The 984-nt window shown below is 61.8% G+C and carries 1 protein-coding gene; it reads left to right on the top strand.

Going from position 1 to position 984, the window contains the following annotated elements:
• Positions 1-95 precede the first annotated feature (95 nt).
• Positions 96-959, top strand: a complete 864-nt coding sequence (locus NW820_RS12725) for a PD-(D/E)XK nuclease family protein (protein WP_414351746.1) — start codon at positions 96-98, stop codon at positions 957-959.
• The last annotated feature ends 25 nt before the right edge of the window (positions 960-984 follow it).

Here is a 984-nt window from a genome sequence, read left to right as displayed (position 1 = left end):
GCTCCTCCGCTGGGCGACCCCTGGTGGCGGTGGGGGTATCCTGAGAGCAGTGGAACTTAGCCCCCTCTTGCCAGCTCTTCCCCTTCGCGACAGCGGTGCGGAGCACTTTGTCTGGGATCCCTGCTGCCCCTTCTCTGGAGAGGTTGAGTCTTGAGCAGGTCAACCTCTCCGCCTCTTCACTGGCCCTGCTGGACCATTGCCCCCGCCTGTTTCGCTATGTGTACCTGGAGCGGTTGATCTGGCCCGCTGCCAGTGTTTTTGAGCACGAGCTGGAGCAGAGGCGCGGACGGCAGTTTCACCGTTTGGTGGAGTGGCACAGCCGCGGGCGGCAGGTGGAGCCGCGTTTGTCTGCCCTGGATGAAGTGGTGCAGCAGGGGTGGCAGGTGTTTTTGGCCAGTCCCCATGCCCATCCCCAGGGACGGGTGTTGGCGGAGTTGCCCCTGTGGCAACGGATTGAGGGCTTTAAGTTGATAGCCCGTTTGGATCGGCTGGTGATTATCCCCGGATCCCTGCACATCCTGGACTGGAAAACTGAGCGTCAACGTCCTCGCGATGAACAGTTGGCCCAAGACTGGCAGGTGCGCCTTTACCCTCTGCTGCTCTGCGAGGTGGCCCAGCAGCTGCCCCTGGAAGGCCCTTTTGAGCCGGAGCAGGTGCAACTGACCTTTTGGTATGTGCAACATCCGCAGCAGCCCTTCCACCGGTATTACAGCGCCGCCGCCTACGAGCAGGATCTGGCCCACCTAAGAGCCACTCTGAACCACCTGCGGCAACTGGAGGCGCAAGACTTTCCCATGACCCCCCACACTGAGCGCTGCAACAGTTGTCTGTTTCGCTCCCGCTGCCATGGGCTGCTACCGGAAGGGATCCCCTCTCAAGACCTCACGGATTGGGTCTGGCCAATGCAGGAGCCCGCGACACCTGCGGATCCCATCGCCGATACTTATTGGGAGCAGTAATGGGAGCAGTAAGGACTCCGCCCCG

Source organism: Synechococcus sp. R55.7, from assembly GCF_047461955.1.
GTDB lineage: Bacteria > Cyanobacteriota > Cyanobacteriia > Thermostichales > Thermostichaceae > Thermostichus.
Note: the sequence above shows the minus strand (reverse complement) of the source record. Positions and strands in the feature narration are given on the sequence as shown.